The sequence below is a fragment of the Massilia sp. GCM10023247 genome, assembly GCF_042653325.1.
GTDB lineage: Bacteria > Pseudomonadota > Gammaproteobacteria > Burkholderiales > Burkholderiaceae_D > Telluria.
The window spans coordinates 248083-271135 of the sequence record NZ_JBHSIB010000022.1 but is presented as its reverse complement, the minus strand read 5'-3'; the positions used below and the strand labels follow the sequence as shown (position 1 = coordinate 271135).

At 65.8% G+C, this 23053-nt stretch carries 26 protein-coding genes and 1 tRNA gene; 17 read left to right on the top strand and 10 right to left on the bottom strand.

Translation table 11 applies throughout. From position 1 onward, the window contains the following. Nucleotides 1-58 precede the first annotated feature (58 nt). Nucleotides 59-1291, top strand: a complete 1233-nt coding sequence (locus ACFPAH_RS18050) for a putative DNA modification/repair radical SAM protein (protein WP_379748061.1) — start codon at nucleotides 59-61, stop codon at nucleotides 1289-1291. Continuing rightward, complete coding sequence (locus ACFPAH_RS18045) at nucleotides 1288-2790, top strand: UdgX family uracil-DNA binding protein (RefSeq protein WP_379748059.1); 1503 nt, start codon at nucleotides 1288-1290, stop codon at nucleotides 2788-2790. The genes ACFPAH_RS18050 and ACFPAH_RS18045 overlap by 4 nt, the downstream gene beginning before the upstream one ends. Before the next feature lie 3 nt (nucleotides 2791-2793). On the opposite strand, the gene ACFPAH_RS18040 is transcribed toward ACFPAH_RS18045, so the two are convergent. The 3 genes from ACFPAH_RS18040 to ACFPAH_RS18030 all read right to left on the bottom strand — a co-directional run bounded on the left by ACFPAH_RS18040 (nucleotide 2794) and on the right by ACFPAH_RS18030 (nucleotide 5024). Next, complete coding sequence (locus ACFPAH_RS18040; protein WP_379748057.1) at nucleotides 2794-3972, bottom strand: flagella assembly protein FlgT middle domain-containing protein; 1179 nt, start codon at nucleotides 3970-3972, stop codon at nucleotides 2794-2796. Then, entirely contained in the window at nucleotides 3962-4495 is a 534-nt protein-coding gene (locus ACFPAH_RS18035; RefSeq protein WP_379748055.1) for an LPP20 family lipoprotein, read from the bottom strand. The genes ACFPAH_RS18040 and ACFPAH_RS18035 overlap by 11 nt, the downstream gene beginning before the upstream one ends. Nucleotides 4496-4658: 163 nt before the next feature. Continuing rightward, on the bottom strand, nucleotides 4659-5024 hold the full coding sequence (locus ACFPAH_RS18030; protein ID WP_379748053.1) for a VOC family protein: 366 nt from the start codon (nucleotides 5022-5024) through the stop codon (nucleotides 4659-4661). Between the two features lie 65 nt (nucleotides 5025-5089). Between ACFPAH_RS18030 and ACFPAH_RS18025 the strand changes: the two genes are divergently transcribed. The 4 genes from ACFPAH_RS18025 (at nucleotide 5090) to ACFPAH_RS18010 (ending at nucleotide 7984) form a co-directional block, all read left to right on the top strand. Beyond that, the gene (locus tag ACFPAH_RS18025) at nucleotides 5090-5419 is read left to right on the top strand and encodes a hypothetical protein (protein WP_379748051.1); all 330 of its coding nucleotides are present in this window, start codon (nucleotides 5090-5092) and stop codon (nucleotides 5417-5419) included. A 124-nt stretch (nucleotides 5420-5543) separates the two neighbouring features. Beyond that, complete coding sequence (locus ACFPAH_RS18020; protein ID WP_379748049.1) at nucleotides 5544-6581, top strand: TraB/GumN family protein; 1038 nt, start codon at nucleotides 5544-5546, stop codon at nucleotides 6579-6581. A gap of 163 nt (nucleotides 6582-6744) precedes the next feature. Further along, on the top strand, nucleotides 6745-7830 hold the full coding sequence (locus tag ACFPAH_RS18015) for a sugar-transfer associated ATP-grasp domain-containing protein (RefSeq protein ID WP_379748047.1): 1086 nt from the start codon (nucleotides 6745-6747) through the stop codon (nucleotides 7828-7830). 80 nt (nucleotides 7831-7910) lie between these two features. Further along, nucleotides 7911-7984: transfer RNA gene (locus tag ACFPAH_RS18010), tRNA-Gly, on the top strand. A gap of 53 nt (nucleotides 7985-8037) precedes the next feature. Here the strand turns inward: ACFPAH_RS18010 and ACFPAH_RS18005 are convergent. Next, a complete protein-coding gene (locus ACFPAH_RS18005) occupies nucleotides 8038-8328 on the bottom strand; it encodes a hypothetical protein (RefSeq protein ID WP_379748045.1) in 291 nt (96 codons plus the stop codon). Next, nucleotides 8328-9035: a S24 family peptidase gene (locus tag ACFPAH_RS18000; RefSeq protein WP_379748043.1), complete on the bottom strand. Its 708-nt coding sequence runs from the start codon at nucleotides 9033-9035 to the stop codon at nucleotides 8328-8330. The genes ACFPAH_RS18005 and ACFPAH_RS18000 overlap by 1 nt, the downstream gene beginning before the upstream one ends. A gap of 142 nt (nucleotides 9036-9177) precedes the next feature. On the opposite strand from ACFPAH_RS18000, the gene ACFPAH_RS17995 reads away from it, so the two are divergent. The 3 genes from ACFPAH_RS17995 (at nucleotide 9178) to ACFPAH_RS17985 (ending at nucleotide 11147) form a co-directional block, all read left to right on the top strand. After that, nucleotides 9178-9408, top strand: a complete 231-nt coding sequence (locus ACFPAH_RS17995) for an HP1 family phage holin (RefSeq protein WP_379748041.1) — start codon at nucleotides 9178-9180, stop codon at nucleotides 9406-9408. Nucleotides 9409-9504: 96 nt separating this feature from the next. Beyond that, on the top strand, nucleotides 9505-10443 hold the full coding sequence (locus ACFPAH_RS17990; RefSeq protein WP_379748039.1) for an aldo/keto reductase: 939 nt from the start codon (nucleotides 9505-9507) through the stop codon (nucleotides 10441-10443). Beyond that, a complete protein-coding gene (locus ACFPAH_RS17985; RefSeq protein ID WP_379748037.1) occupies nucleotides 10440-11147 on the top strand; it encodes a DUF6064 family protein in 708 nt (235 codons plus the stop codon). Before ACFPAH_RS17990 ends, ACFPAH_RS17985 begins: the two co-directional genes overlap by 4 nt. Here the strand turns inward: ACFPAH_RS17985 and ACFPAH_RS17980 are convergent. Then, complete coding sequence (locus tag ACFPAH_RS17980; protein WP_379748035.1) at nucleotides 11119-12237, bottom strand: succinylglutamate desuccinylase/aspartoacylase family protein; 1119 nt, start codon at nucleotides 12235-12237, stop codon at nucleotides 11119-11121. The two genes, ACFPAH_RS17985 and ACFPAH_RS17980, sit on opposite strands and share 29 nt — an antisense overlap. A gap of 210 nt (nucleotides 12238-12447) precedes the next feature. On the opposite strand from ACFPAH_RS17980, the gene trmB reads away from it, so the two are divergent. Then, nucleotides 12448-13128, top strand: coding sequence for a tRNA (guanosine(46)-N7)-methyltransferase TrmB (trmB, locus tag ACFPAH_RS17975; protein WP_379748175.1), 681 nt, complete (start codon nucleotides 12448-12450; stop codon nucleotides 13126-13128). A 144-nt stretch (nucleotides 13129-13272) separates the two neighbouring features. Here the strand turns inward: trmB and recQ are convergent, their stop codons facing one another. Both recQ and ACFPAH_RS17965 read right to left on the bottom strand, forming a co-directional pair. Continuing rightward, entirely contained in the window at nucleotides 13273-15108 is a 1836-nt protein-coding gene (recQ, locus tag ACFPAH_RS17970; protein ID WP_379748033.1) for a DNA helicase RecQ, read from the bottom strand. Between the two features lie 15 nt (nucleotides 15109-15123). Next, nucleotides 15124-15957, bottom strand: a complete 834-nt coding sequence (locus tag ACFPAH_RS17965) for an undecaprenyl-diphosphate phosphatase (protein ID WP_379748031.1) — start codon at nucleotides 15955-15957, stop codon at nucleotides 15124-15126. A gap of 252 nt (nucleotides 15958-16209) precedes the next feature. Between ACFPAH_RS17965 and ACFPAH_RS17960 the strand changes: the two genes are divergently transcribed. Further along, a complete protein-coding gene (locus ACFPAH_RS17960; protein ID WP_379748029.1) occupies nucleotides 16210-16611 on the top strand; it encodes a hypothetical protein in 402 nt (133 codons plus the stop codon). Between the two features lie 61 nt (nucleotides 16612-16672). Continuing rightward, nucleotides 16673-16873, top strand: a complete 201-nt coding sequence (locus ACFPAH_RS17955) for a hypothetical protein (protein ID WP_379748027.1) — start codon at nucleotides 16673-16675, stop codon at nucleotides 16871-16873. A gap of 24 nt (nucleotides 16874-16897) precedes the next feature. Here the strand turns inward: ACFPAH_RS17955 and ACFPAH_RS17950 are convergent, their stop codons facing one another. Next, complete coding sequence (locus ACFPAH_RS17950) at nucleotides 16898-17155, bottom strand: YkgJ family cysteine cluster protein (RefSeq protein WP_379748025.1); 258 nt, start codon at nucleotides 17153-17155, stop codon at nucleotides 16898-16900. A 163-nt stretch (nucleotides 17156-17318) separates the two neighbouring features. On the opposite strand from ACFPAH_RS17950, the gene ACFPAH_RS17945 reads away from it, so the two are divergent. The 5 genes from ACFPAH_RS17945 to ACFPAH_RS17925 all read left to right on the top strand — a co-directional run bounded on the left by ACFPAH_RS17945 (nucleotide 17319) and on the right by ACFPAH_RS17925 (nucleotide 21606). After that, nucleotides 17319-18218 carry an SDR family oxidoreductase gene (locus ACFPAH_RS17945; RefSeq protein WP_379748023.1) on the top strand — a complete coding sequence of 300 codons (900 nt, stop codon included), beginning with the start codon at nucleotides 17319-17321 and terminating at the stop codon, nucleotides 18216-18218. Between the two features lie 129 nt (nucleotides 18219-18347). Further along, entirely contained in the window at nucleotides 18348-18995 is a 648-nt protein-coding gene (locus tag ACFPAH_RS17940) for a TetR/AcrR family transcriptional regulator (protein ID WP_379748021.1), read from the top strand. Nucleotides 18996-19224: 229 nt separating this feature from the next. Further along, on the top strand, nucleotides 19225-19878 hold the full coding sequence (locus ACFPAH_RS17935; RefSeq protein WP_379748019.1) for a protein-L-isoaspartate O-methyltransferase family protein: 654 nt from the start codon (nucleotides 19225-19227) through the stop codon (nucleotides 19876-19878). 9 nt (nucleotides 19879-19887) lie between these two features. Beyond that, a complete protein-coding gene (locus ACFPAH_RS17930) occupies nucleotides 19888-20211 on the top strand; it encodes a rhodanese-like domain-containing protein (protein ID WP_379748017.1) in 324 nt (107 codons plus the stop codon). 48 nt (nucleotides 20212-20259) lie between these two features. Then, a complete protein-coding gene (locus ACFPAH_RS17925) occupies nucleotides 20260-21606 on the top strand; it encodes a TolC family outer membrane protein (protein ID WP_379748015.1) in 1347 nt (448 codons plus the stop codon). Between the two features lie 99 nt (nucleotides 21607-21705). Here the strand turns inward: ACFPAH_RS17925 and ACFPAH_RS17920 are convergent, their stop codons facing one another. Next, a complete protein-coding gene (locus ACFPAH_RS17920) occupies nucleotides 21706-22959 on the bottom strand; it encodes a hypothetical protein (protein ID WP_379748013.1) in 1254 nt (417 codons plus the stop codon). Nucleotides 22960-23053 lie beyond the last annotated feature (94 nt).

The following is a 23053-nucleotide window of genomic DNA, read 5'->3' as shown; positions in this document are numbered from 1 at the left end:
TGCCCCGACCCCATCGTGGCTGGTTTATACTGTACGCCCATACAGTTTCGCCACCCCGATGAAACTTTCCGACAAGCTCGAAATCCTGGCGGACGCCGCCAAGTACGATGCCTCCTGCGCCAGCAGCGGCGCGCCGAAACGTGCCTCCGACGGCGCCGACGGCGGCATCGGCGCCACCACCGGGATGGGCATCTGCCACAGCTACACGCCGGACGGCCGCTGCGTGTCGCTGCTGAAAATCCTGCTCACCAATTTCTGCGTCTACGATTGCCAGTACTGCGTCAACCGCCGTACGTCGAACGTGCCGCGCGCCCGCTTTTCGGTGGAGGAAGTGGTCAAGCTGACCCACGATTTCTACCTGCGCAACTACATCGACGGCCTGTTCCTCAGTTCCGGCATCATCCAGTCGAGCGACTACACGATGGAGCAACTGGTCGCCGTGGCGCGCACCCTGCGCGAAGTGCACAATTTTCGCGGCTACATCCACCTGAAAACGATCCCCGACGCCGACCCGCTCCTGATCGCCGAGGCGGGCCGCTATGCCGACCGCCTGTCGGTCAACATCGAGCTGCCGACGCACGACAGCGTCACCCGCCTGGCGCCGGAAAAGAACGTGCACACCATCAAACTGGCGATGGGCTCGATCCGGCGCAAGCTCGACGAAAAGGCCGAGGAACCGAAGGCGCCAAGTTTCGCCCCGGCCGGGCAGAGCACGCAGATGATCGTCGGCGCCGACGCCAGCGACGATCACACCATTTTGAATACCGCCGAAACCCTGTACGGCAGCTATAAACTCAAGCGCGTGTACTACTCGGCCTTCAGCCCGATTCCCCAGAGCCCGGACAGCGTGCCGCTGGCGCCGCCGCCGCTGCTGCGCGAGCACCGCCTGTACCAGGCCGATTTCCTGCTGCGCGGGTATGGCTTTACGGCAGGAGAGTTGATGCCGCAGTCGGGCAACCTGGCGCTCGACGTCGACCCCAAGCTGGCCTGGGCGCTGGCCAACCGCGAGCATTTTCCGATGGACCTGAACCGCGCCGAAGCCGAGATGATCGCGCGCGTGCCCGGCATCGGCCTGCGCAATGCCAAGCGCATCGTCGACCTGCGCCGCCTGCGCCGCGTCCGCTGGGAAGATTTATCGCGCCTGCGCTGCAGCATGAAGAAGATCGCGCCCTTCGTCGTCACGGCCGACTACAAGCCGGCCCAGGGGCTGGCCAGTTCCGACCTGCTGCGGCGCCATCTCGGCGCGCCGCAGGAGCAGATGAATTTGTGGCCGGAGCTGAAGGCGGCATGAGCGCCGCTGCCGCCGCGACCGTCGCCGGCGGCCGGCCGCTGGTGGTTCGCAACTTTGCCGAGTGGCGCGAGGCCGCGCGCGACCTGCTGCTGCACGAGGTGGCGCCGGAGCGGGTCACCTGGAGCGAGCCGGGGGCGCGTGCCGACGACCTGTTCTCGGGTGCGCCGGACGCGGCGCCTTCTGCCGATAATGCTCCTGCCGGGCTCACGCCCATAACACAAGCTGCGCCGCATAGACTATCCGTCCCCCGTGCGCTGATGGAGATGCTGCAGTCGGCCGCCTGCTGCCGGGTGCCCGACCGCTGGGCTTTCCTGTACCGCGTCATCTGGCGCTGGCAGCATGGCGAGCACGACGTGCAATCGCCGGCCGACGCCGACGGCGCGAAACTGCATGCGATGGTCAAGGCGGTGCGCCGCGAGGAGCACGACATGCATGCCTATATTCGATTCCGCGAGCGTCCCGAATCCGCCGGTCCGCCGCGTTTCGCCGCCTGGTTCGAGCCGCGCCACGACGTGCTGCCCCAGGTCGCCGAACATTTTAAGGACCGCATGGGCGGCGTCACCTGGATGATCGGCACGCCCGAGGCCAGCGTCCTGTGGGACGGCGCGACCTTGCACCACGCCGGTCCCTTGATGTCGAGCGCGGCCGACCTGATTGATACCGGCGAGGCGCTCTGGCTCACCTATTACCGCAGCATCTTCAATCCGGCACGCGTGAATGCCCAGCTGATGCAAAGCCACATCCCGTCGCGCTTCTGGAAAAACCTGCCGGAAGGCGCGATCGTCCCCGCCATGGTCAGCAATGCGGAACTGGGCGCGCGCAGCACCGGCCAGGCCCAGGCCGTCGGCAAGAAGAGCGGCAGCACGATCCCGATCGCCCCGGCCGACGCCCAGCCCGAGCGCCAGCAACCCTCGAAGCTCGACGAATGCCGGCGCTGCGAGCTGTGGCAGTTCGCGACCCAGGCCGTCCCCGGCGCCGGGCCGAAGAAGGCGCCGATCATGCTGGTCGGCGAGCAGCCGGGCGACCAGGAAGACCTGGCCGGCGAAGCCTTTATCGGGCCGGCCGGCAAGCTGCTCGACCGGGTGTTCGAGGCGGCCGACCTCGAACGGCGCGCGATCTACCTCACCAACGCCGTCAAGCATTTTAAATGGGAGCCGCGCGGCAAGCGGCGCCTGCACAAGACGCCGGCCCAGCGCGAAGTCGAGGCCTGCCGTTACTGGCTGGAGAAGGAGCTGGCGACGGTCAAGCCGACCGTGATCGTGGCGCTCGGCGCGACCGCCCTGAAATCCGTGCTCGGCACCGGCAGCGCCAAGCTCGGCGACGCGCTCGGCAAGGCGATCCGCCACGAGGGGCGCTGGGTCGTCACCGTCTACCACCCGTCCTACATCCTGCGCGTGCCCGACGAGGAGGCCAAGCGCCAGGCTTTCCACGTGATGGTGGAGGGGCTGAAGCTGGCGAAGAGTTTGTTGGAGCGCCCGCCCGAAGAACCGCCGGCTTGAGGATTACCGGCCCGGCGCCACCGCCACGTCGAAACGCACCATGTCTCCCGCACTCACCTGGCGCGCCGCCGCCGGCGGCGTCATGGTGGCGATCGAAAAGCCCGGTTGCACCTGCACGATCGACACCGTCCCCAGCGGCGACTCGACCGTCCCGAGCGGCACCAGCGGATCGTTCCCGTACACCTGCTGGCGCGGGTCGAGCTTATACATCACCAACTGGTCGCCCGGCGTCACCGCCGAGGTGCTGCCGGCGTCGATGAAGATGCGCTCGCCTTGCACCTGAACCACCTTGGCCATGAAGGGCAGCGGGGCGAGGTCCGCCATGATGCCGGTAACGCCCTCGTCGAGCGCGCGCAGGATGGCGCCGCCGAAGGGCGTGGCCGCGAAGCTGGCGCTGCCGAAGGGCTTGTCGCGCCCGACGCGCTGGGTGCCCACCTGTTCCACGGCGGCAGTGCGGCGCGCCAGCAGGGCGCCGGTCAGGCCGTCGTGGACGAAGAATTCGATCTCGATGCGGCGCGCCTTGCGCCCGGCCAGGCCATACAGGACCGGCTTGTCGAACGGGCTGGCGTCGACGATCTCGCCCGAAATCACGAACTGGCTCTCGTGCATCGATGCCAGGCGGCGCACGGCCGCCGTGTCGCTGCCCGGTCCGCTCGTACCGGGAGCGATCACGTACGGGCTGGTCTTGCCGAGGAATTTGCCGGTGCCGGTCAAGCGGCGCAGCAGTTCCTGGGGCAGGCGGGTGGCGATCTCGTCGACATCGTCGAGCTGGGGCGAGCGGCGCAGGTGGAACGGGGTGACGACGATTTTTTTCTTGTAGCCGAGGTTGACGCTGCCCTTGGGGCGCGCGTCCTGTTCCTCCACGGCGAGGCGCACGTGCAGCATCGGGCCCGATTGCCACTCGCGCACCACGCGGTAGCGCTCGAAATCATAGGCCGGCTGGACGCGGCTGCTATCGAAGGCGGCGCGGCCGGCGCCGGCGGCGAGATCGACGCGGGCGCCGGCGCGCAGGCCGAGCTGCTCGAGCGCATCCTTGATCGCCAGCTGGCGCGCACGCGCGGCGCCGCCGTCGGCAATCACCGCCACGCCCTCGGCCTCGATCGGCGCGGCCAGGCCCGGCTGGGACAGGCCCAGGAACAGCGCCAGCAGGACGGCGCAGCCAGCGTGGAACTTACTGGGCATGGTAGAACGAGGCGCCATAGGCGGCGCCGGGACCGGCGCTGCCCGGCATGGCGCGCGCCGCCATGGCTGCCTGCGCCGGGCGCGCCTGTGCCTGCGGCCGGGCCGCCCGGGTGTCGAAATCCATCTCGACCGAAGTCTCGTAGCTGCCGTCCTCGCGCTGGGCGACGTTGGTGACGCGCGCGCCGCGGATGAAGGCGTCAATATAGACCTTGAAACTGTCGTCTTTCAGCACCAGCGAACCGACCGTGCTGCCGCCTTCGATGCGCAGGCCGTAGACCTGCTCGGCCATCGCCCGATAGGCGTCCAGGCGCGAGGCGCGCATCGCCAGCAGCTTGCGCTGGGCCGTCGAAATGCGCTCGCACTGGCCGGCGCAGACGCTATTGTTGACGGCGCCGTAACCGGTGGCGCTCAGGGTGACGACGGCAGGCTGTGCAGCCTGCCGGGCCGGGCCGGGCGGGTGCATGGTGCCGCAGGCGGACAGCAGCGAGGCGCAGGCGAGGGCGAAGACAGCGACGAGTTTCATGACAGATCCGGTAAAAATGCGGTGCGCGAAGGGCGCGGTATCAGTCAGGATAACGGCCGCCGCCCGCGGATCTTGATGGACGTACGGAAATATTTAGCGCAAACAGCGCGAATCGCGTGGCGTGCCTGGCGTATCGGCCATCCCTGGCGCGCCGGACAAGGCGTCACGACGAGGACAGCACGAACTGGTTGCCGTCCGGATCTTTCATGATGGCGAAGATGCCCCATGGCTGCTTTTGCGGCGGAGACAGGAACTCGACGCCGCGGTTCGACAGCTGGCGGTAGGTCGCTTCCACATCGTCGCAGGCGAGCGAGCCGTTGAAGGCGCTGCCGATCCGGTCTTCCTGCCCGTTCGGCGTGAACAGCACGAAGCGCGTGTCGGACGCGCCGACCCGCAGCTCGATCCAGCGCTGCTTGCCGTCGAAGGGCTGGTCGGTGATGACGCGAAAGCCGAGTTTGTCGGTGTAGAACGCGAGCGCCGCGTCCTGGTCGCGGGTCGGAATGCTGACGAATTTGATATGGGTGATCAAGCGGGTCTCCTCTGGTCTTGTGTGGCCGGCATTCTCGCATGGTCACCGGGTCTGCTATCATCACCATGACTATACTCTTCACGATGACAGTGACCACCCTCGACCCCTACGTGCTCGACGTCCTGATGCCCGACCTGGTCGGCCACGAACATTCGCCGGCCGCCTTCGTCGTCTACCTGTATTTGTGGCACCGGGTCGAGGCGGGAGCGGGCCGTGCCGTGCAGTGCAGCTATGCGACGATCGCCCTGGAAACGGGCCTGTCGCGCGTCACCGCCCAGCGCGCGGTCGCCTTGCTTGAGCGCCGGCAGCTGATCGGCGTCAGTAGCGCCTCGCGCACCGCGGTACCGAGCTACCGGGTGCTGCGCCCCTGGGCGACGCGCAAGCGTCCAGAATAAGCTTCCGGCAACGGCGCGGATAACCAGTCATGCATATCTCGCTGTAACATATTGTTTCTTGCCTATATTGCTAAACGTAAAGACAATACCCTTCAGTCACCAAAACAACCGAAGGGATGTCACGATGTTCAAGCGCGTATGGCCGATCCTGGGCCTGTGTTTGCTGAGCCTGCCTGCCTGGGCACAGGTCGAGGCGCCGTCCGCGGCACCCGCCGCGGACGCCACGGCGGCCACGCCAACGCTCGACAATGGCGATGCAGTTCCGCAAACCATCCTCGTGTCCGGCAGCCGGCCGGGCCCGGGATTGTGGAAGGTGTCGAAGGGCGAGCATGTGATGTGGGTGTTCGGCGCCTATTCGCCGCTGCCCGCGGAGATGGAATGGCGCTCGACCAGGGTCGAGAAGATCATCGCCAATTCCCAGGAATACCTGAAGCCGCCCGGCGTGTCGATAGGCGTCGGGTGGGGTGGCCTGGCTGCGGTCCCCTTCCTGATCGGCATCAAGAAAAATCCGGACGGCGCCGAATTGAAGGACGTATTGCCGCCCGAGGTGTATGCGCGCTGGCAGCCCCTGCGGGAAAAATATTTTGGTAAAGACAGCGGGATCGAACGCGAGCGTCCCACCTTCGTGGCCGGCGAACTGTACAGCCGTGCGCTGAAGGAGGCCGGGCTCTCGAAAGGCGACGAGGTGCGCGCCACGATCGGAAAGCTGGCAGAAAAACACAAGCTGAAGTTCACGGATGCGACCTATCACGTCGCCATCAAGGACCCCGCCAAGGCGGTGCGCGAGTTCAAGAAGTCGGCCATGGACGATGCTCCTTGCTTGATGAAAACCATCGAAAGTCTCGACACCGACGTCGAGGTCATGCGCAGGCATGCGAATGCCTGGGCCGTCGGCGATCTCGACGAGATCCGCAAGCTGAACTTCGATGACCGGGCCAATGCCTGCATCCACGGATTTTCCACCGGCTCGCTCGGCAAGAACCAGCCCGAACTGAAAACCGCGCAGGAAACGGCGCTCGCCCGATGGGTCGAGGCCGCCGAGAAGGCGCTCGCGACCAACGCCAGCACCTTTACGGTCGTGCCCATCAAGGAGATCCTGAACCCGAAAGGCGTCATCGCCACCCTGCAAGGCAAAGGCTATACGGTCGAGCCACCGAAATGAGCGGCAGGGGCCTTGGTCGTCAGCGCGCAACAGGCGGTGGAAATGCCATTTCTCGTGCGCCCAAAAAATTGATAATTGGATATTATCTGAGGCGCTGTTGCTGGTAGACCGATAACAAACCGCAGCGCTCAGGCCAAAAAATCAGTTCACAAAGGGATGCACGATGAAGTTGTCACACGTACTGAATGTCGCCTCGGAATACATGCGTGCCGAGTTGTATGCGATTTCGTCAATCAAGCGACTGTCGGACGTGCACTTGCTGTGGGGCCCGATCCATGCGCGGCTCAACCTGGGCCTGGGCGCCAAGTTCTTTTCCCTGTATAGCCTGGCGGAGGTGCCGAAGCGTACCTGGGGCGACTACCTGGACAACGAGCCGATGAAAAAACGCTATGCCGCCATCACCCCGAACGAGGCGCGCCTGCTGGCCGACGACAAGATCAAGTTTTTCGAACACTGTAGCGCGCACGGCATCGCCACCGCCAACATCGTTGCCCTGATCACGAAGTCGGACCCGAATGGCAGCACGATTCCGCATGTGCTGGCGCCGGACGAACTCGAAAAGCTGCTGGTGCCCGGCGAATACTTCGTCAAGCCGAGCCACGGCTCGCACGGCAAGGGCACCTTCTCCCTGAGCGTCACCCCGTCCGGCCTGCGCTGGAGCGGCGGCAACACCGGCTCGTTCGCCGACCTGGCCCGCTATTGCGAGGCGGCGCTGCAGTTTACGCGCGCCCTGATCGTGCAGCCCAAGCTGTCGAACCACCGCGTGATCACGGACATCACCCAGGCGAAGGGGCTGTCGACGATCCGCGTCGTCACCATCCGCAAGGACGGCCAGATCGAAGTCATCGCGGGTGCGGTGCGCATCGTCGTCGGCGAATCCGATGTCGACAGTTTCCAGCATGGCGCCAGCGGCAACCTGGCGGCCGGCGTCGACGTCGAGACCGGCAAGATGATCACCTCGATCGGTTCCAAATCAAAGACCTGGCCGGTCATGAAAGACGTGCCGGTCCATCCGAAATCGGGCGCCTCGATCATCGGCGTGCAACTGCCGTGCTGGCCGCAAGTGCTCGACCTGGTCAAGCGCGCCCACGCCACGATCACCGGCCTGCACACGGTCGGCTGGGACGTTGCCGTCCTCGAAAGCGGCCCGGTCATCGTCGAAGCAAACTGGCGCTACGATATGGACCTCCTGCAAGTGGCCTACAAAAAAGGGTTTAAACCGGTGATCGAGGCCAAGATCGCCTGCTGATCCTGCCGGCCTGCCGGCCTGCCGGGCAGGCCAATGCCATGTTGTCATTGCCGGGCAAAACCGCGTAGAATGCGACACACGCGGGTGTAGCTCAATGGTAGAGCAGAAGCTTCCCAAGCTTACGACGAGGGTTCGATTCCCTTCACCCGCTCCAGTCAAACGGCGCACCGAGCGCATCCCTGCGGCACCCTCCCTCCCCAACACTGATTAAAACGGCAGCGGCTCGTCCTTCGCCGGCGGCGGCAGCGCCAGGTCGATCTCGCGCAGCGCCAGGCTTTCCAGTTGCAGCAAGGCCAGCAGCTGCCCCGTCTGGAACGGCGCATAAGCCCGAAAACCGTTCGGCTCGAGCGAGACCAGCATCACCGGGCGCGTCGGGAAGTGCGCCTCGACCTGGCGCAGCACGGCCTCCCCGGTGCCGTCCAGCGTATAGCGCGACTCGACGATGGCGACCACGATGGTCGAGCCATGCGGCGCGAATTCGGTGACCTGTACCTTCATCAGATGCGATCGCTTTCCCTGCGCACCACGCGGCCGATGATCAGGCAGCTGTCGCCCTCGCAGGCGCGCCGGTAATAGGTGCGCTGGTCCGGGTTGTCGGAGGCAAGCCACCAGCGCCCGCCATCCTTCTGCATGCGCTTGACGACCGGCTCGCCATTGAAATTGACGGCGAACACTTCGCCGGCCACCGGCTTGCGGTCGGCGGTATTGATCACGACGATGTCGTCTTCGTACAGCGTCGGCTCCATGCTTTCTCCCTTGACCAGGATCGCCAGCAGGTGGGCGGGATTCAGGCGCTTGCGTTCGATCCAGTCGCGGCGCATGCCGACGGTGCCGCCGTCGTGGTGCTCGGGCTCGGTCTGGAAACCGGTGACGCCGGCCGACAGGCGCAACTTGACCATCGGTACCTGCACGAAGGCGTCGTCGTTGGTGTCCGAGATCACGACGCGCATCGCGCCCGGGAGCAGGGCGGCCGGGCTTGAACCCTGCAGGCCGGCGATGATGGCCGGCGGCAGGCTTTTGCCGGTGACCTTGGCAATCGCCAGCAATTGCTGCAGGTTCGGGCTGTGCTTTTCGGTTTCCCAATGCGAGATGTTGGCCTTGGTATGGCCACGCACCGTGCCCAGCTCGAAGGCGAGCCTGGTTCCGAGCGCTTCCCCGGACAGGCCGGCATCCTTCCTGGCTTCCTTGAGCCAGTTCGCAATCATCGTTTTGAGTTCCATCGCAGTAGTGTATAAGAAGGGGCGCACGAATGTATAGAAAAACTTGACCTCAAAGTATAGAATAACTATACTAAGTTTAATTAATGTCAATGTTTCACGTTGCTACAGCCACACAAGTGAGGAGACCATGCGCACCCCAACCTTTCCCGACATAACGCACACTACCGGCGCGCTCGCCTCCTTCTTTACCTTCTTCACCCTGGCCGAGTGGAGCGTCCTGGCCGGCATCGTGACCGCGCTCGTCACCTGCATCGCCAACGTCGCCTACATGCGGCGCAAAGACGCGCGCGAGCAGCGCCAGGCCGAGCTTGCCGAGCGCGAAGCGCTGGCGCGGCTGGGGGGCGAGAAGCTGAAATAGGGTCAAACCTGGTCCGGCAGGGCGAGCACGCTTGAACCGCGCCCCGAACTGTGCTGACATGGGCTCATGATCGGTTCAGCTCAGACGGAGTCCACCATGGGAATTGTTTCCCGCCAACGCCGCCTGTTATTGCAGGCCTCGCTCGCCGCGGGCGGCTTGGCCGTGACGGCACGCGGCGGCGCGGCGCCGTCGGCACAGCCGGGTAGCCTGCTTGTGCGCCCGATCCCGTCCTCGGGCGAACTGCTGCCCGTGGTCGGCCTCGGCAGCTGGATCACCTTCAATGTCGGCGACGACCCGGCCGCGCGCGCCACCTGCACCGAGGTCATGCGCGCCTTTTTTGCCGGCGGCGGGCGCCTGGTCGACTCTTCTCCCATGTACGGCTCGGCCCAGGCCGTGATCGGCGACGCCCTGGCGCGCCTGCGCCACCCGAACGCCCTGTTCTCGGCCGACAAGGTCTGGATCGGGTCCGGTGCGCGCGGGCCGGGCCAGGTCGAGACCTCGCGCAAGCTGTGGCGGGTGCCGCGTTTCGATTTGCTCCAGGTGCACAACCTGCTGGCCTGGGAAGCGCATCTGCCCACCCTGTTCGCGATGAAGGCGGACAAACGCCTGCGCCATGTCGGCATCACCACCTCGGAAGGACGCAGGCATGGCGAGCTCATGAAAATCATGCAGACCCAGCCGATCGACTTCGTCCAGGTCAGCTACAACGTCCTCGACCGCGAAGTGGAGCAGCGCATCCTGCCGCTGGCGCGCGAGCGGCGCATCGCCGTGATCGCCAACCGGCCGTTCCGCCAGGGCGCGCTGACGCAGGCGCTGGCCGGCAAAGCCTTGCCGGGCTGGGCCGCGGAGATCGGCTGCACGACCTGGGCCCAGGCGCTGCTGAAATTCATCGTGTCGCATCCCGGCATCAGCTGCGCCATCCCCGCCACCGGCAACCCGGCCCACGCGCGCGACAACATGCTGGCGGCGCGCGGCCCCTTGCCGGACGCGGCGCTGCGGCGGCGCATGGTCGCCGACGTGGAGAGGCTGGCATGAGCGAATGGTGGACGTATTCGTTGTCGGACCTGCTGATGTTCTCCAGCAGCACGTATTTTCGCCTGTTCGAACTGCACAACCTGGCGCTGTGGCCGGCGCAATGGTTCGCGCTGGGGGCCGGCATTGCGCTGCTCTTGTGCCTGCTGCATGGCGGCGAGCGGGCAGGGCGCCTGGCGGCCTTGCTGCTCGCGCTGGCCTGGATTGCCGTCGCCTGGAGTTATTTTGCCGGGCAGTATGCGACCATCAACACGGCCGCGCCGTATTACGCGATCGCGTTCGCGCTGCAGGCCGTGCTGCTGCTGTGGCTGGCGAGCCGGCGCGCCGCCCCGCGCCTGATGCCACCCGCCGGCACCCTGGCGAAACTGGCGCTGGGCATCGCGCTGCTGGCGCTGGCCGCCTTTCCCTTGCTGGCGCCGCTGGGCGGGCGGCCCTGGACCCAGGCCGAGCTGTTCGGCCTGGCGCCCGATCCGACGGTGGCGTTCGCCTTCGGCGCCTTGCTGTTGTGGCGCGCGGCCTGGCCGTTCTGGATCGTGCCGCTGCTGTGGTGCGCGGTCACGGGCGCCACGCTGATGGAACTGCGCTCGTCCCAGGCCTGGGTGCTGCCTTTGATGGGCCTGGCGGCGGTGGCGATCGGGCTGACGGCGAGACTGCGGGCGCGCCGTGCTGCTCGCCCCGTCACGAACCGAGCAGGTTCCCCGCCCTGAACGCCGTCTCGCCTGCGATCTTGCAGACATGCATGCCGCGCAGCAGGTGGCGGTGCGCAGTGCTGGCGAACAGCACGCCAGGGCGTTCCGGCTGCACAGGCGTGATCCTGCCGCTGACCGGATTGACGATCTCGGCCACGGTCTCGCCGGCCTCGACCCGCTCGCCGAGCCGTTTCAGGAACACCAGCACCCCCGAATGCGGGGCCGACAAGGGCTCGACCGCTTCCAGCGGTGTCGGCGCGCACAGCGGTTGCGGCAGCGGGGTCAATGCAATGTCGAGCACGCCTTCGTGCGCCAGGTATTGCAGCAAGGCGTCGGCGTCGGGCCGGGCCAGCTCGTAGCGCACGTCGTTCTCGCCGCGCAGTTCGACAGTAATCGCAGCGCAGGCCGGCGGGATCGCGACCTCCGGCCCGAAGTGTTCCTGCAAATCCCACCACAGGCGGCTGCAGGCTTCGTCGAAAGGCTCGCCGCCGGATTCGCGCGCCAGCAGCACGGCGTGCGCGCCCATCAGCGTGGCCAGCGGCTGGACGGCCTGTGCCAGGGGTTCGCCCGCGTACATGTGCAGCACCGCTTCGTTGTCGCAGTGCAGGTCGAGCATGATGTCGGCATCGATCGCCATCGACAGCAGGGTCTTCTTGAGCAGCCCGCCGCTGGTCGAGGGCGCCCACTCGGCCAGCGACTGGCGCGCGTGTTCGCGGATCAGCGCGACGTTGGCCTCGGCATCCTGGCCGAGCTTGCCCGCGAGCGATTGCTTTAAATCCTCGGCCACGTGTTTGTAGGCGCGGTTGAAATTCACGCCGGTGGACAGGTCGTAGCGCCCGAAGGGCGTGCCGTGGATAGTCTGCGACAGCCCGATCGGGTTGGCCGCCGGCACCAGGATGATTTCGCCCTTGACGCGGCCTTCGCCATCGAGCCGCTCCAGTTCCTGGCGCAGGAAATGGGCGACGAGCATCGCCGGCACCTCGTCGGCATGCAGCGAGGCCTGGATATAGACTTTCTTGCCGCTACCCGGTGTGCCGTAATGAAACGAGGTGAGCTGGAAGGTGGCGACGTTGTCTTCGATCGCGATCGGGTGTTTGGTCGAGTGCATCGGGAATCTTGGGAGGGATGGCTTGCGAGAGCCGATTATCGCGCAGATTGCCTTTCTGATCACATTCCAATGCGGCGACGCAACAGCCGGCCGGGCCTGCCCATCCGGCGCAGGGCGGGCGAAAAGCCGTAGGCTATAATGTCCGCCGTTCTTTCCTCACTCTCATTTCCCATGTCCGAAGACACGACCAACAACGGCCCGGCCCGTACGATGCTGTACGACCCTACCGAACATCGCATCCGCAGTTTCGTCACCCGCGCCGGCCGCCTGTCGACGGGGCAGGCGCGCGCGCTCGAGGAATTCGGGCCGCAGTTCCTGGTCCCGTACAAGAAGGAGATGCTCGACTACGCCGCCGCCTTCGGGCGCCAGGCGCCGACCATCCTCGAGATCGGCTTCGGTATGGGCGATACCACGGCGCACATCGCGCGCCAGATGCCGGACAAGGATTTTATTGGCGTCGAAGTGCACACGCCGGGCGTCGGCAGCCTGCTCAAGCAGATCGGCGAGCAGGGCATCCAGAATCTGCGCCTGATCCAGCACGACGCCTTCGAAGTGCTCAACAACATGATTCCGGACGGCTCGCTGGCCGGCGTCCACATCTTCTTCCCGGATCCCTGGCACAAGGCGCGCCACAATAAACGCCGCCTGATCCAGACCCCGTTTGTCCAGTTGCTGTGCCAGAAGCTGGCCGTTGGCGGCTATATCCACTGCGCCACCGACTGGGAAGATTACGCGGTGCAGATGCTCGAGGTGCTGGGCGCCGAGCCGCAGCTGGCGAATACCGCCGAGGGCTATGCGCCGCAGCCGGCCTACCGGCCGCTGACCAAGTTCGAGAACCGTGGCCTCAAATTGGGGCACGGGGTGTGGGACCTCGTGTTTACGAAGAAGTAGGGTGGGCGGCTTCGCCGCTCACGCGTTCAAATCACGTATGGAATGCCCGCTCAACTGATCTCGCATTGGTTGAACGCGTGGGCGGGAAACCCGCCCACCCTACCGGTATATCGTTGAGGTTACGGCAAATCCACGCCGATCAGCCTACACCATCTCGCCGATAATCCCGACAATCTCGTCCCCATACGACACCAGTTTCTTCTCGCCGACGCCGGTCACGCCGCGCAGCTGGTCGAGCGAGGTCGGCTTGACCTTGGCGATTTCCCGCAGCGTTGCATCCTGGAACACGACATAGGCCGGCACCCCGTGCTCGCGCGCGCAGCCCATGCGCCAGGAGCGCAGGCGTTCGAAGATGGCCTGTTCCGACTTCGACAACTCCATCTCTTCATAGCCCTTGGACGAGGCGAACGAGCGCTTCGGCTTGACCGGTTTCTGGTACTGGCGCAGCTGCACCTTCTGGCCGCCTTTGAGTACCGGACGCGCGGCGTCGGTCAGCTTCAGGGAACTGTAGGCTTCGTGGTCGACCGTCACCAGGCCGAGGGCAATCACCTGGCGCACGATCGCGCGCCATTCCTGCTCGCTGCGGTCGTTGCCGATGCCGTAGACCGACAGCGCATCGTGGTGCCACTGGCTGATGCGGTCGGTCTGCACGCCGCGCAAGACATCGATCACGTGGCCGGCGGCGAAGCGCTGGTCGACCCGGTAGATGGTCGAGAGCAGCTTTTGCACCGGCACCGTGGCATCGAAACTGACTGGCGGAATCAGGCAGGTATCGCAATTGCCGCAGGGCCCTGAGCGCTCGCCGAAATAGTCGAGCAGGCGCATGCGTCGGCAGGACAGGGTCTCGCACAGTCCAAGCATGGCGTCGAGCTTTACGCCCAGCACGCGCTTGAACGTTTCGTCGGCTTCCGACTCGTCGATCATCCGGCGCTGGAGCACCACATCCTGCAAGCCATACGCCATCCAGGCCGAGGCCGGCATGCCGTCGCGTCCGGCGCGTCCCGTTTCCTGGTAATAGCCCTCGATGCTTTTCGGCAGATCGAGGTGGCAGACGAAACGCACGTCCGGCTTGTCGATACCCATGCCGAAGGCGATCGTCGCCACCATCACGATGTTCTCTTCGCGCAGGAAGCGGGCCTGGTTGGCGGCACGCTTGGCGTGCTCCATGCCGGCGTGGTAGGCCATCGCGCGGATGCCGTGTTCGTTCAGGAAGTCGGCCGTTTCTTCGACTTTTTTGCGCGACAGGCAATACACGATGCCCGAGTCGCCCGGGTGCTCGGTGGTAATAAAATCGAGCAACTGCTTGCGTCCGGTCGTCTTTTCGACGATCTGGTAGCGGATGTTCGGGCGGTCGAAGGAGGAGACGAACTTGCGCGCGTCGTCCAGTTGCAGGCGGTGCGCGATCTCGTCGCGGGTCTGCTGGTCGGCCGTGGCCGTGAGCGCGATGCGCGGCACGTCCGGGAAGCGCTCGTGCAGGATCGACAGGCGGATGTATTCGGGGCGGAAGTCGTGTCCCCATTGCGACACGCAGTGGGCTTCGTCGATCGCAAACAGCGAAATGCGCGAGGACTCGAACAGGTCGAGGCAGCGCTGCGTCATCAGCCGTTCCGGCGCCACGTAGACGAGGTCGATTTCGCCGGTGCGCACCAGGCGCTCGATGCGCAGCGTTTCCTCGAAGGTCTGGGTCGAATTCAGGAAGGCGGCGCGCACGCCGACCTCTTCCAGCGCATCGACCTGGTCCTGCATCAGCGCGATCAGCGGGGAAATGACGACGCCGACGCCGTCGCGCAGCAGCGCGGGAATCTGGTAGCACAGCGACTTGCCGCCGCCGGTCGGCATCAGGACCAGGGCGTCGCCGCCGCCGGCGACGTGGTTGACGATGTCGGCCTGCTGCCCGCGGAAGGCGGGATAACCGAAAACGGTTTGCAGCAGGTGAAGCGCGCGCGCTTCCGTGTCTTGAGCGACTGGCTCGGTGTTCATTGGATTGCTTTCGGCTTATTCCGCCCAGTTCACCAGCCCGTAATGCGCGGTGACGAGAACGATCACGCCAAACACAATACGATACCAGGCGAAGATCGTGAAGTCGTGCGAGCTGATGTAGCGCAGCAGCCAGCGCACGCACAGGAAGGCCGACACGAAGGCGGCCAGGCCGCCGAGGCCGAACATCGGCAGGTCGGCCCAGCTCAGCAGCTCGCGTTGCTTGATGACCGAATAGGCGGTCGCGCCGAGCAGGGTAGGAATGGCGAGGAAGAACGAAAAATCGGTGGCCGCCTTGCGCGACAGGCCAAACAGCATGCCGCCGATAATGGTCGCGCCGGAACGGCTGGTGCCCGGGATCAGGGCAAAGGTCTGGGCGCAGCCGACCTTCAATGCATCGAGCATCGTCATGTCGTCCACGGTTTCGACGCGCACAGTGCCCGGCATGCGCTTGTGGCGGCGCTCCGCATACAGGATCACGAAGGCGCCGATGATGAAGGCCATGGCGACCGGGACCGGCTTGAACAGCTCGGCCGTGATGGCCTTGCTGAACAGCAGGCCGAGCACGGCGGCCGGCAGGAAGGCGATGAAGACGTTGAGCGCAAACTTCTGCTGCTTGCGGTCCGACCCCAGGCCCGCCAGCAGGCGTCCGATGCGTTCGCGGTATTCCCAGATCACGGCCAACATGGCGCCGGCCTGGATCGCGATTTCAAAGACTTTGACTTTTTCGCCCGTAAAATTGAGCAGGCTGCCGGCCAGGATCAGGTGGCCAGTGGAGGAAATCGGCAGGAACTCGGTGAAGCCCTCGACCAGGCCCATGATGATCGCCTTGACGGCCAGAAGAATATCCATGAATCGCTTGCTGTGTTATTGGAGAGTGCGGTGCGGAAGAACTGCGCGGGGTCGAAGCTTACCATGAGCACGCCTTCAATCGCTGAGTCGGCTGTCTGGCGTGAGGCAATTTTGTACAGGGATAGTTGCTATTCGGTAAAACCGATTCGGCCGTGGCGTGTGGCCGCGGCGGCGCACGATATCGCGCCACGCGCGCACACGCCGCCGTTCGCGTGCTAGACTCGATTGCATGAGTCACGCTGCCCTACATTGATGAGTATTGTCGCCATCCTGGTCTTGCTGGCGCTAGCATGGTGGGTCCTGTCGTATGGGCAGATCCCCAACCCGTTTCGCACCCGGATTTGCCAGGGGCGCCTGTGGCGCCGCGCCTTTCCCTGGGCCTCCAAACGGCAGATTCGGGAATTCCTCTCCGTGTTTGCCGAGGCCTTCGCCTTTGGCGATACCGACAAGCTCAAATTCCGCCCCGACGATCAGTTGCTCAGTATCTATAAGGCGCTGCATCCATCGAAATGGATGGCCGATGCGGCCGAACTCCAGAAGCTCGCCAGCGAACTGCGCACGCGCTACGGTGTCGCGCTCGATGACATCTGGGACGAACACATGACCCTGGGCGCCCTGTTCGCCCATGTCCAGGCCCGCACCACCCCGCGCTAAGTTCCCGCAAATATTTACTTGCACCTCTTGCAAGGGCGGCGCCAATACTTATCTATTGGCAATGCTAAAACGCAAACTCAACTGGCGCCGTCCCCTGTTTTTCCTGCTGCTGCCGGTCTTCCTGATCATGGTGTTCCTGGGCTTTCCCTTGCCGGTGGCGCCACCGCCCGCGACCAAGCCGGCCCAGGAGATCTCGGTGACTGTCAAAAAGAAGAAAAAAGCCAGGCTGAACGGTGTTGAGCCGGATGAGCCGCCGCCCTAGGCCGGGCCGGCAGGGCGGGGCTGCTCAGCCGGGGGCCGTGGCCCGTTCCAGCGCGTCCAGCCAGAGCATCGCCTGCGCGCGGCTGTCGCCGCACATCTCGAATGAGGGCTGCAAGCCGCCGCAAAAGGCGGGACGTTCCGGCTTGCCGAACACGCGGCAGCGGTTGTCCCCGTCCAGCTGCACGCAGCGCACGCCGGCCGGCTTGCCGTGCGGCATACCGGGAAGCGGGCTGGTGATCGAAGGGGCGGTGCAGCAGGCACCACAGTTGTCGCGGCAATTCATCGGGCGTGCGGGGCGGCGTCTGGGCCGCGGACCTGGAGGGGGGACTGCGCAGTATAGCCAAACCGCCGCAGCGCGGCCAGCCCCTGGGCGGAGGCGCGCGCTGCCGGGCGGGCCTTGCTGCTATGTTCGAGGCATCCCCACCACACGCAGAACGGAGCATCGGATGGCCGCCTCCCTGAAACCGCTCGACCAGCAAGTCATCGTCCTTACCGGCGCCTCCAGCGGCATCGGCCTGGCCACCGCCCAGGACGCGGCGCGCCGCGGCGCGAAGCTGGTGCTGGTGGCGCGCAGCGCCGACGTGCTCGAGGCGATCGTGCAGGGCCTGGCGGCAAGCGGGCACGAGGCCATCCACGTGGTGGCGGACGTCGCGGACCGCGCGCAGGTCGAGCAGGTGGCGCGCGAGGCGATGGCCCGCTTCGGCCGCATCGATACCTGGGTCAATTGCGCGGGGAGCACGATCTACGGCCGGCTGGACCAGGTCACGGAAGCGGACAGCCGGCGCCTGTTCGACGTCAATTTCTGGGGCATGGTCAACGGCAGCCTGGCGGCGCTGCCGCACCTGCGCCTGACGGGCGGCGCCCTGATCAATGTCGGCAGCGAAGCGTCCGAGCTGGCGATTCCCCTGCAGGGCATGTATTCGGCCAGCAAGCATGCCGTGAAAGGTTTTACGGACGCGCTGCGCATCGAGATCGAGCATGTCGACGGCGCGCCGGTGTCGATCACCCTGATCGAGCCGACCGCGGTCGATACGCCGCTGCCCCAGCATGCGCGCAACTACCTGGCGCACGAACCGAAGCTGCCGGCGCCGCAGATCGACCCGCACCAGGTGGCCGAGGCGATCCTGGGCGCGGCCACCACGCCGGCGCGCACGGTCCAGGTCGGCGCCATGGCCAGCCTGGACGTGGCCATGGAAAAGCTGGTGCCGGGGCTGGTGGACGTGATGTCGGTATTCCAGGTGCCGCGCCAGCAGACGGACGCCGCCCCGCTCAATCCCGAAGGTTCTCTCTACCAGCCCGGTTCGGAAGGGCGTATTTATGGCGACGGCGGCCGCAGCGGGCGCTGAACGGCATGGCGGGCAGGCTGCCGGCGCCAGGTGTTGCAAGTCTATGCACCGCAAGCGGGAGTAGCCCTTGACTGACCCCGAGTGCAGGTCTATATTCGATGACTTATTATCAAGTTGTCGGGTGGAAGCATGGAATGCTCAGTTGACGCCAAGCCGCGCTGGGAGCGCCGCAAGGATGCCCGGCCGCAGGAACTGCTGGCAGCGGCCATCGACCTCTTCGTCGAGCGGGGCTTTGCCTCGACCAGGCTGGAGGATGTCGCCCGCCGCGCCGGGGTCTCGAAAGGCACCCTGTATCTCTACTTCGAAAACAAGGAAGAGCTGTTCAAGGCGGTGGTGCGCAACAGCATCGTGCCCGTGATCGGCGACGCCGAGTCCTCGGTGGCGGAATTCGACGGCCACAGTGCCGAGCTGCTGCGCAACGTGATCATGGGCTGGTGGGAGCGGATCGGTGCCAATAAAGTGTCGGGCATCATCAAGCTCGTCACGGCTGAAGCGGGCAATTTCCCGGAGCTGGCCGCGTTCTACCAGGACGAAGTCATCAACCGCGGCACGCGCATGATCTCCAGCATGCTCGAGCGCGGCATCGACCGGGGCGAATTCCGGCCGGTCGATGTTGCCCAGATCACCCAGGTGCTGATCGCGCCCATGCTGATGCTCGTTACCTGGAAGCATTCGGTCGGCCCTTGCGAGCGCGACATGCTCCAGCCGCAGGCCTTCCTCGACGCTTTCCTGGACCTCGCGCTCAATGGCCTGCTTCCAGTCGGGAACGCCCGCTAAGCCTGCCATGGCGGCCTTGCACCGGCAGCCTGGCCTCGCTTGCCCTGCAGTGCCAGGTGATCGTTTCCGCGGAGCATTTGCGACGCAGCCGAATTTGCGTACGTTCAACCCCCTCAAACTGCAGACTGTCGCAATTCCACGCGATCTCGATGCCGTCCCGATAAGATATACGTGTTGAGGCAGTTCAACGATAAAATATCGGATTATTTCCTTTCCACCGAGTATTGAGATGAATATCGAACAAGCCCGCTTTAACATGATCGAACAGCAGATCCGGCCGTGGAACGTGCTGGACCAGGACGTGCTCGATTTGCTGCATGTGGTCAAGCGCGAAGAGTTCGTGCCGGCAGCCTACCAGAACCTGGCGTTCGCCGATGTCGAGATCCCGCTGCCGGGCGGCGAAGTGATGCTGAATCCGAAAGTCGAAGCGCGCATCCTGCAGGAACTGAACCTGAACAAGAACGAAAACGTGCTGGAAATCGGCACCGGCTCGGGCTACATGGCGGCCCTGATGGCGCACTGCGCACGCCACGTCACCACGGTCGAGATCTCGCCGGAAATCAAGGCGCTGGCGGAGCAGAACATCGCCCGGGCCGGCATCGACAATGTGACCGTGGTCGAAGGCAACGGCGCAGCCGGCTGGGAGCAGGGCGGACCGTACGACGTGATCGTCATCTCGGGCGGCCTGGAAAGCGTTCCGGAAGCCTTCCTGAAGCAGGTCAAGGTCGGCGGGCGCATCGCCGCCATCGTCGGCCGTTCGCCGGCGATGAGCGTCGTGCTGGTGACGCGCGTCTCGGACGCCGCCTACGACACGGTCAAGCTGTTCGAGACCAACGTCAAGCCGCTGGCGGGTGCGCCGGCCGTTTCGCGCTTCACGTTCTAAGGACCGGCGATGCAGCACATGACCGCGCCCCAACTGGCCGCCCGCCTGGCTGACGACACCCAGCCGCGCCCCTTGCTGCTGGACGTGCGCGAGAACTGGGAATTCGAGACCTGCCACATTGCCGGCTCGACCCAGATCCCGATGCACCTGATCCCGATCCGCGCGGGCGAGATCGACGACGGGCAAGAGATTGTCTGCATCTGCCACCACGGCGCGCGCAGCATGCAGGTGGCCGCTTTTCTCGAGCGTAACGGCTTCGAGAACGTCACCAATTTGACCGGCGGAATTCACGCCTGGGCCGTACAGGTCGACCCGGCGATGCCGACGTATTGACCTGCGTTTTTTTCCTTCCAACTTTTGATGACTCCGACGGAGACCGCAATGCAGAAATCCCTCATCGCCGTGCTGCTGGCCAGCGCTTTCGTGTCGCTCAATGCGCACGCGATCGACCTGATCCAGGTGTACCAGCAGGCCGTGGCCAATGACGCCACCTTCGCCAGCGCACGCGCTTCGCTTGCGGCCGGGCGGGAACGCGTCACCCAGGGGCGGGCGGGATTGCTGCCGACGGTCGGCCTGTCGGGCTCGGTCGTCAAGAACGATAGCGAGTTTTCGCCGTTTAACGAGGGCGAACTGGTGGACGGCGTCCCGATCGGCGGCCGCGGCACCAACCTGCGCACCAACGAGTACACGCTGGCGCTGAGCCAGCCGCTGTTCCGCTGGGACCGCTGGCAGACCTATGAACAAAGCAAGCTGGCGCAGGCGATCGCCGAAGCCCAGTTCGCGCAGGCCCAGCAAGACCTGATCACGCGCGTCGCCCAGGCCTACTTCGACGTGCTGTCGGCCCAGGATACGCTGGAATCGACCCGCGCCCAGAAGAGCGCCGTCACCGAACAGCTGGCCTCGGCCAAGCGCAACTTCGAGGTCGGCACCCAGACCATCACCGACACCCACGAGGCGCAAGCGGCCTACGACCTGGTGGTGGCGCAGGAATTTGCCGCCGTGAACGACCTGGACAACAAGCGCGCCGCGCTGCAGGCGATCATCGGCACCGAGCCGGGCGCGCTGGCGCCGCTGCAGTCGGGCATCAACCTGGCCCCGCCGCAACCGGCCGCAGTCGATGCCTGGGTGTCGTCGGCCGAAAACCAGAACTACGGGGTGACGGTGTCGCAACTGGCGCTCGAGTCGGCCAAGCGCGACATCCAGCGCAACCGCGCCGGCCACCTGCCGACGCTCGACCTGGTCGCCGCCTCGACCCGCCGCGACGTCAACGGCCGCATCGCCGGCACCTCGGGCGATAGCCGCAACAATTCGATCGGCGTGCAGTGGTCGGTGCCGATTTTTAATGGCTTTGCCGTGACCAGCCGCGTGCGCGAATCGATCGCCCTCGAAGACCGCGCCCGCAACGACCTCGAAACGACGCGCCGCAACGCCGCGCTGCAGGCGCGCCAGGCCTTCCTCGGCGTCAACAGCGGCCTAGCCCAGGTCAAGGCGCTGCAGGCAGCGGAAGTGTCGAGCCAGTCGGCGCTCGAGTCGAACAAGCTCGGTTACCAGGTCGGCGTGCGCATCAACATCGACGTCCTGAATGCCCAGCGCCAGCTGTACTCGACCCGCACCGACCTGGCGCGTGCCCGCTACAACACCATCCTGAACGGCCTGCGCCTGAAGGCCGCGTCCGGCTCGCTGCGCGAAGCCGACCTGCTGCCGGTGAACAACCTGCTGCAGAAGTAAGCCTGCAAAGGATATGTGCATCCCGAGCTTGGGAGGCAAATAATCAACGGCGCCGAATCGGCGCCGTTTTGCATTGCAGGGCAGTGCCTTGCCTTGCCCTCAACGGCGCGGCCGCAGCAGTCCCAGTCCCTGGTTGGTGCGCACCGCAATGCCGCCATCGTCGGCCACCGCCAGCGCACTCACCAGTTCTATCCCTTTCGGCAAGTCCTTGACCCGCGTATTCAGGTCGACCATGCCGTAGCTGGCCGACCAGGCAATCGCGTGCTCGGCGCCCGCGGCCGGGTTCACCGACGAACCCACCACCAGCCCCGACCCGTTGATCGCGCGCGCGTCCGAGAAGCGGCTGCCGTTCAGGGTGCCGAGGTCGCGCATGGTGGTGCCGTCGTGCAGGAAGGCGACCTGGCGCCCGTCGGGGTAGACGACGTAGCCGACCGTGTGCCCGGCGCCGTTGATGGCGCGCGCTTCCGCGCCTTGCGCGCCCGGCAGCAGGCCGAGGTCGTGCATGGTGCCCGCCTCGTAGCGGAAGGCGCGCAGCACACCGGCGGCATCGCGCGTGTAGCCGACGACCTGGCCGGCGTCGTTGATGTCCTGCGCCAGCGAGTTCAGGCCCGGCGCGCCGATGTCGCGGATCGGGGCCCCGGTGCGGGCATCGAACAGGAAGGCGTGGAACCAGGCATTGCCGGGGCCGTAGGCATAGCCGGCGACCTGCCCGACCGAGTTCAGGGCCAGCGCAAAGGAGCCGGTGCCGCCGAAGGTGCCGAGGTCGCGCATGGTCTTGCCGTCGTGGTAGAAGGCGTGGGTTTCGCCGCCCGCGGTGCCCGACCATCCCGCGACCTTGCCGCAGGTGCTGATCGCAAAGCCGAACGATTCGGCGCCGCCCAGCGTGCCGAGGTCGTGCAGCGCCCCGTCGTAATAAAAGGCGCGCGCCAGGTTGCCCGGCGCCTGGGCCCAGCCGGCAATCTGGCCACAGCGGTTGATCGAATAGGCCTGGGCAGCGGCGCCGCCGAAGGTGCCGAGGTCGATGTTCTGCTTGCCGTCGTAATAAAAGGCGCGCACGTTGCCGGCCGCGTCGCGCGACGTGCCGGTCACGCGCGCGCTGGTGGCGATGCCGCGCCGGTCGACGTCGCCGAAGGTGATGCCGGGCAGGCCGATCGCGGTGAAATCGTAGAGCGGGCCGAGGTCGACCGGCGGCGGAGGCGGAGGCGGAGGCGGCGGCGCCGGCGCCGGATAGCCGCCTGCGCCCCCGCCGCCTCCGCCTCCGCAGCCTGCAAGCAGTGCCGCCAGCGCGAACGCCGCCGCCGATGCCGCGCGCTGCGGCCTGGTCAAGGACTGGGTGGAACGGGATGTGGACATGACGCGCCTCCGTGGAAGAGTTGACGGTTCAGTCTAGAACCGGGGCGCGGATTCGTTCGCTTAAAGATGAGCTAGCTTAGCCTCGGTCAAACGG

Bases quoted from the DNA above. Each gene is read 5' to 3' on its own strand.
- ACFPAH_RS18050 (WP_379748061.1), top strand. From the start codon at position 59: ATGAAACTTTCCGACAAGCTCGAAATCCTGGCGGACGCCGCCAAGTAC.
- ACFPAH_RS18045 (WP_379748059.1), top strand. From the start codon at position 1,288: ATGAGCGCCGCTGCCGCCGCGACCGTCGCCGGCGGCCGGCCGCTGGTG.
- ACFPAH_RS18040 (WP_379748057.1), bottom strand. From the start codon at position 3,972: ATGCCCAGTAAGTTCCACGCTGGCTGCGCCGTCCTGCTGGCGCTGTTC.
- ACFPAH_RS18035 (WP_379748055.1), bottom strand. From the start codon at position 4,495: ATGAAACTCGTCGCTGTCTTCGCCCTCGCCTGCGCCTCGCTGCTGTCC.
- ACFPAH_RS18025 (WP_379748051.1), top strand. From the start codon at position 5,090: ATGACTATACTCTTCACGATGACAGTGACCACCCTCGACCCCTACGTG.
- ACFPAH_RS18020 (WP_379748049.1), top strand. From the start codon at position 5,544: ATGTTCAAGCGCGTATGGCCGATCCTGGGCCTGTGTTTGCTGAGCCTG.
- ACFPAH_RS18015 (WP_379748047.1), top strand. From the start codon at position 6,745: ATGAAGTTGTCACACGTACTGAATGTCGCCTCGGAATACATGCGTGCC.
- ACFPAH_RS18005 (WP_379748045.1), bottom strand. From the start codon at position 8,328: ATGAAGGTACAGGTCACCGAATTCGCGCCGCATGGCTCGACCATCGTG.
- ACFPAH_RS18000 (WP_379748043.1), bottom strand. From the start codon at position 9,035: ATGATTGCGAACTGGCTCAAGGAAGCCAGGAAGGATGCCGGCCTGTCC.
- ACFPAH_RS17995 (WP_379748041.1), top strand. From the start codon at position 9,178: ATGCGCACCCCAACCTTTCCCGACATAACGCACACTACCGGCGCGCTC.
- ACFPAH_RS17990 (WP_379748039.1), top strand. From the start codon at position 9,505: ATGGGAATTGTTTCCCGCCAACGCCGCCTGTTATTGCAGGCCTCGCTC.
- ACFPAH_RS17985 (WP_379748037.1), top strand. From the start codon at position 10,440: ATGAGCGAATGGTGGACGTATTCGTTGTCGGACCTGCTGATGTTCTCC.
- ACFPAH_RS17980 (WP_379748035.1), bottom strand. From the start codon at position 12,237: ATGCACTCGACCAAACACCCGATCGCGATCGAAGACAACGTCGCCACC.
- trmB (WP_379748175.1), top strand. From the start codon at position 12,448: ATGCTGTACGACCCTACCGAACATCGCATCCGCAGTTTCGTCACCCGC.
- recQ (WP_379748033.1), bottom strand. From the start codon at position 15,108: ATGAACACCGAGCCAGTCGCTCAAGACACGGAAGCGCGCGCGCTTCAC.
- ACFPAH_RS17965 (WP_379748031.1), bottom strand. From the start codon at position 15,957: ATGGATATTCTTCTGGCCGTCAAGGCGATCATCATGGGCCTGGTCGAG.
- ACFPAH_RS17960 (WP_379748029.1), top strand. From the start codon at position 16,210: ATGAGTATTGTCGCCATCCTGGTCTTGCTGGCGCTAGCATGGTGGGTC.
- ACFPAH_RS17955 (WP_379748027.1), top strand. From the start codon at position 16,673: ATGCTAAAACGCAAACTCAACTGGCGCCGTCCCCTGTTTTTCCTGCTG.
- ACFPAH_RS17950 (WP_379748025.1), bottom strand. From the start codon at position 17,155: ATGAATTGCCGCGACAACTGTGGTGCCTGCTGCACCGCCCCTTCGATC.
- ACFPAH_RS17945 (WP_379748023.1), top strand. From the start codon at position 17,319: ATGGCCGCCTCCCTGAAACCGCTCGACCAGCAAGTCATCGTCCTTACC.
- ACFPAH_RS17940 (WP_379748021.1), top strand. From the start codon at position 18,348: ATGGAATGCTCAGTTGACGCCAAGCCGCGCTGGGAGCGCCGCAAGGAT.
- ACFPAH_RS17935 (WP_379748019.1), top strand. From the start codon at position 19,225: ATGAATATCGAACAAGCCCGCTTTAACATGATCGAACAGCAGATCCGG.
- ACFPAH_RS17930 (WP_379748017.1), top strand. From the start codon at position 19,888: ATGCAGCACATGACCGCGCCCCAACTGGCCGCCCGCCTGGCTGACGAC.
- ACFPAH_RS17925 (WP_379748015.1), top strand. From the start codon at position 20,260: ATGCAGAAATCCCTCATCGCCGTGCTGCTGGCCAGCGCTTTCGTGTCG.
- ACFPAH_RS17920 (WP_379748013.1), bottom strand. From the start codon at position 22,959: ATGTCCACATCCCGTTCCACCCAGTCCTTGACCAGGCCGCAGCGCGCG.